Origin of the sequence: Lishizhenia sp. (genome assembly GCF_033720595.1) — a bacterium.
Taxonomy (GTDB): domain Bacteria; phylum Bacteroidota; class Bacteroidia; order Flavobacteriales_D; family Crocinitomicaceae; genus Lishizhenia.
In genome coordinates, this window is sequence record NZ_JAWWCF010000205.1 from 1 (window position 1) to 4,620 (window position 4,620).

At 35.7% G+C, this 4,620-nt stretch carries 4 protein-coding genes; all 4 read right to left on the reverse strand.

The genetic code is table 11. The annotated features are described in order from the left end of the window. A partial coding sequence (locus tag R3333_RS12475; protein WP_318959106.1) for an L-threonylcarbamoyladenylate synthase occupies positions 1-257 on the reverse strand: 257 nt, incomplete at its 3' end. 500 nt (positions 258-757) lie between these two features. Beyond that, positions 758-880 carry a hypothetical protein gene (locus tag R3333_RS12480; RefSeq protein WP_318959107.1) on the reverse strand — a complete coding sequence of 41 codons (123 nt, stop codon included), beginning with the start codon at positions 878-880 and terminating at the stop codon, positions 758-760. Beyond that, positions 864-1,955: a D-alanyl-lipoteichoic acid biosynthesis protein DltD gene (locus R3333_RS12485; protein WP_318959108.1), complete on the reverse strand. Its 1,092-nt coding sequence runs from the start codon at positions 1,953-1,955 to the stop codon at positions 864-866. Before R3333_RS12485 ends, R3333_RS12480 begins: the two co-directional genes overlap by 17 nt. Further along, complete coding sequence (locus R3333_RS12490) at positions 1,942-3,738, reverse strand: MBOAT family O-acyltransferase (protein ID WP_318959109.1); 1,797 nt, start codon at positions 3,736-3,738, stop codon at positions 1,942-1,944. Before R3333_RS12490 ends, R3333_RS12485 begins: the two co-directional genes overlap by 14 nt. Positions 3,739-4,620 lie beyond the last annotated feature (882 nt).

A 4,620-nucleotide genomic window follows, 5' to 3' on the forward strand; every position in this document is an offset into this window, starting at 1 on the left:
ATGGTAAGCGGACGCTCAGAGAGGTCTATTAAATCGTAGCATATCTCTGGAAAATCAGGCACATACTTTTCTAACATATGGAAAGAGTTCACCAAAACGATAAAGCTTTTATCGCTGCTTCTTCCTTTCAATTCTGCGATGCGTTGTACAGCTTTTTCGTCTGTTGCATCGCAACCCAAACCCCAGACTGTGTCTGTAGGGTAGAGCAATATACCGCCTTCTTGAAGTGTCTTTTTTGCTTCGTTTACCGTTGCCATGGTGCAAAAATAGTGAAGTTAAGGGGAAATAGGAGTTTTTTCTTTTTAAAAAGACCTTTGTTAAGCTACTGAAATCTGTTTTCTTGTGAGAACTTAGCAGCTTCTGGAAAAGCGCAACAAAAAACAACCCTTCTGGAGAAGAGTTGTTTTTCGTTTCATGCGCTGTGAGTTTAGTTGCATTTTCAGGTTTTGCTAGTCAGAAAACGTTTTAGTTGTTGTAATGGTAGTAGACGTTTTTACTATATGCAAACCAGTTATATAGGGTTTATAAAAGTTCTATTTCAAAATCCGAATCCTTTTCGGGGCCGGACTATTAAAATTAGATGATAGCATAACAGCCACCAAAACAAAATGTTGAAATGCACGTTTTTGGGATGAATAACCGATAATGCGTGTTTTTTTCTCTTGGGTGTTATTCAGTTCTCCCTTTTAGCTTTTGTGATAAGGGCTTTATTTTGAGTGTTATCGCCACATTTATCACATTCCTGCAGCTGTGCGTTTTAAAAATCTAAATAGATATAAGGAATCTCTGCTACATCATTATTGGCAAAGATATATGCCAAAACCACAACAAAAATCAAGGTGATTGCGACTACGACTAAACTTTTACTGGCCTTTTTCATAATGCTGTTTAATTTGTTTTGCGGTTAAATATGCACCGTATTGGCTAATGTGTTGAACGTCGATGAAGGTTCCTGTTTGATAAGAGATATCTGTTCCATCGATATATTCCATTCCTTCACTTTCTAAATATCCTTTGATGCTGTTTAGAGTTTTCTCATAGTTTGGAAGGAGTGTAGAATCTTTGTGATTACAAAATATAGCATTGTACGGTCCCACATAAAAGGTGCAATGTATATTATTGGTCTTTAAAATGTTTACAAAAGCCTTGAGCAAATCATCTTGATAGGTTGCGCCTGTATCTATTGCCGGGAATCCTCCATTAAGCGAATAATAGTGGTCTGTAACGTTGTACTCCAAATTAACCGCTTCAATAAAGTCAGAAGTATCAACAGTATTCAAGTTAAAAATGTTCAAGTTGTTTGTAAAAGCAGTATCTGGTTCTTGGGGATTGAACAACACGGATAAGTCATGATAGAAATAACTTGTAAACTCATCCTTTAAACGTTCCGCTGTTAATTCTGGAGCAAAGGATTTGGTTGTGTTTAATTCCATAAAGTTAGGATAGAGCTCTAGAGCTTCAGCCTTACTTTTTACTTTGTACGTCAAAGCATCACTTACATAACGGTTGTAATAAGCTTTAGAAAATTTATTGAGTCCTTTTCTCCAGTAAGTTGGGTTGAGGTACACAAGTATGTTCATGCCTTGAAAGGCCTCTGGATGATCTAAAAGAAAAGGGAAGTATACGTTACTGTTTCTACCCGCTCCTCCTAAATGATATACTTTTTGCGGGAAGTCTTTGTCTTTGTTTAATAAACTGTAATAATTATTTCCCTCTAGTTTATTTCCTGTTTCAGAGGTACCCAAAACCAATAAACCATCCTCTTTTTTAATATCCTCCAGAAAATCATAGAATATATGATTCCCCAGCTTTATCTGGCCTCCTGTGGGGATTACTATTGGTCCGTCTTTCTTAGCTAGATAAGGAATGTACAATGGAAACAACATGATCAGTGCCAATGCTGTAAATGCACTCAACCAAAGTTTATTTTTAATAATATACTTAACCGTTAACATAATCTTGAACACTTATTGTTGTTTCTTTCCATTCACTTTTTCTAAGACCATTATGGTATCTTATTCTAAAATGATGCTTTCCTGGCTTCACATTTCTATCCGTTCCATTGAAGGTTTCCAAACCATGAATATGCATGAAGTTTTTCTTACCCGGTAAATCTTGAATATAGGTTTTCCAAGCTTCGTCTTCAACTTTTTGTTGTATCTCTATGGTGTACTGGTTGGCAGGACAGAATTTTAAACGAATCGCCCAACCGTAGTCATCCACATATTCAACTTTTCCATCAATGAATGGATAATTGGGACTCGTTGGGAAATCTAAATCAGGTATAATAAGTCCCGCTGGAAGTGAGGGAATATTCTCTGCTAAAGGAGGTTGACCAAAAATGATTTTCTCCAAGTACGATGCTTTTATTTTTCCTCTGGTTAAATACAAGGTTTTTGATTTCCACGCTCCTTTTTTCTCACCATAAGATGAACGCACCTTAACATGAAGCAATTGCTTTTCTGCCTTTAAAGGAAGGATGTAGTAAACGTTATCTGGAGTAGTCTTTATATTTTCTATCATCATTTCTTTCTCCATCCTGTTAGAACTGTAACAGATGTCTATGAAAGGTGCATTGTTTTCTGGGTATTCAATACGTAGGGATAAATTATTCTTTGCGATTAATGGAGAGGTAATGATTTCTGTTGAGTTTTTCTCTGTCAAATGACTCAATACCATACCAATGGTAGAGGTGTTGTAATTAAAGAAAAACCATCCAGCAGTAACAAAACTAAAGGTAACCAGCATTCCACCTAAGTAGGAAGCTCCGCGTTGAAAAGCAGTGGTGAGTTTGGACTTTTTCTTTTGAAAGAAGTACACGTCCCACAGTTTAAATAGAATCAATCCTACACCATGCCATAATCCCCAATACAGAAAGTTTAGTGTAGTTCCGTGCCAAATACCACAAATTGTAAACGTAAGAATGTACCCCAATGAAGAAACAAATAACCTCGGAGCTTTATTGAATACTTTAGACAAGTTGATAACGATGGGTTTAAACACATACTTAAACAAGAAATCTGAAAAGGTCATGTGCCATCGTTTCCAAAAGTTGGAAAGACTTGGCGCTAAATAAGGGGTGTTGAAGTTTTCTGGTGTCTTGATTCCTATTAAGTAAGCTGTACCTATGGCTATATCACTGTAACCAGAAAAATCAAAAAGTATGTAGAAAGAATAAAGAACAAGGCTTAAACCAAGGCTTTCTTGCCACATTTCATGCTCAAATAATGAAAAGTCGAGTGAATAACTTAAAATAATAGGCACTAAAAAGAATTTCTTAAGCACACCGAGGAGCAAACGAAATACCCCTGCTTTGATTAAAAGCGTTTTGTAGGTGTTGTGTTTTTGTTTGGCCCAATAGTTAAAATTGTTGTAATCGTCGATGGGACCTGCAATAAAAGTAGGGAAGAAGATGATGTAGTTCAGGAAATTAATCCATGAATATTCTTTGATGCTTTTGTTTCCGCTTTCTATGAGGAAATGAATGAGCCTAAACAAGATATAGGATAACCCGATTCTCTGAAGCAGATCAAAACCAACAATTTTATAATTCTTAAGAACAAATAAGAAGATTAATACTGCTATCATTAATCCTTGCAGGTAGAGGTTTCTTTTCTGTAGACGACCCAGTAATTTACCTCCATGATAGACAAGGGTGGAGATTATCAGGATTAGTCCCAGCGAAACAAAAGTGGTAAGGGTACTCAAAACAATTACACTTCCTAGCAGAAGGAGCATGTTATTAAGCGTTTTATTTCTCCATAAATAACTACTTAAGTTATAGATGAATATGAACAGTAGTATATAAAAGAAACTTGATACGTGCGTAAATATCATTCCAGCTAATTGACTTATTATTTATTGCAGATATCGTTCTTGGCGACAATCTGAGGCGCGAAAATACGAAGCTTTTGGGATTATCTGTACTTGAATTAACAAAGAGTTAATATAATTCATTGCTTTTTTAATGTTTTAAAATGTTAGTTTAGTATTGTAAATGAGTGTATTAGCATAATATATTCATAATGTAAGGAGCAACCTTTTATAGGAGAATTGGAGTCTTATTTAAAATGATATCGCGTATTGTACCCTGTTTAATACATTCAGAAAGCTAGTGAATACTCCTCGAATTTGAAGGGGTAACCTTATGCTTTACATATACCGTTATACCTTCTGATTATCAGATATAAACTCAAAACAAAGATCCTAGGTTCTTAATTTGAACGGCCTAAAACATTATAACTATTCCAAGAATACATAAGCATTAAGTGAGGATGAAGTTCCTGCTTTGTGGATGACTGCATAGATACTTGAAAGAGGGAATGTCTCTATTTTGAAATGCATGATTGGTGCGTAAACTTTCTTCGCAATTTTTGTTATCAATGATGATTCGGGAAGGAGCGAACACCAAATTTCGAAACATGAGCTTTCTGAATTCTGAGGTAGAAGGCGCTGAATCTTAGATTTGGCGCCTTTGATAATTCAATACTTATCATCTCCTAAAGCATGAACCCTCAAATAGCGATAGGATGAAAAGCGAAGGAACAAGGACTTTAGTTATGCTTGGGAAAAGAAAGCGACCCCAGAAGCTATATGGTACCTTAGAATAACTTAAGGAAT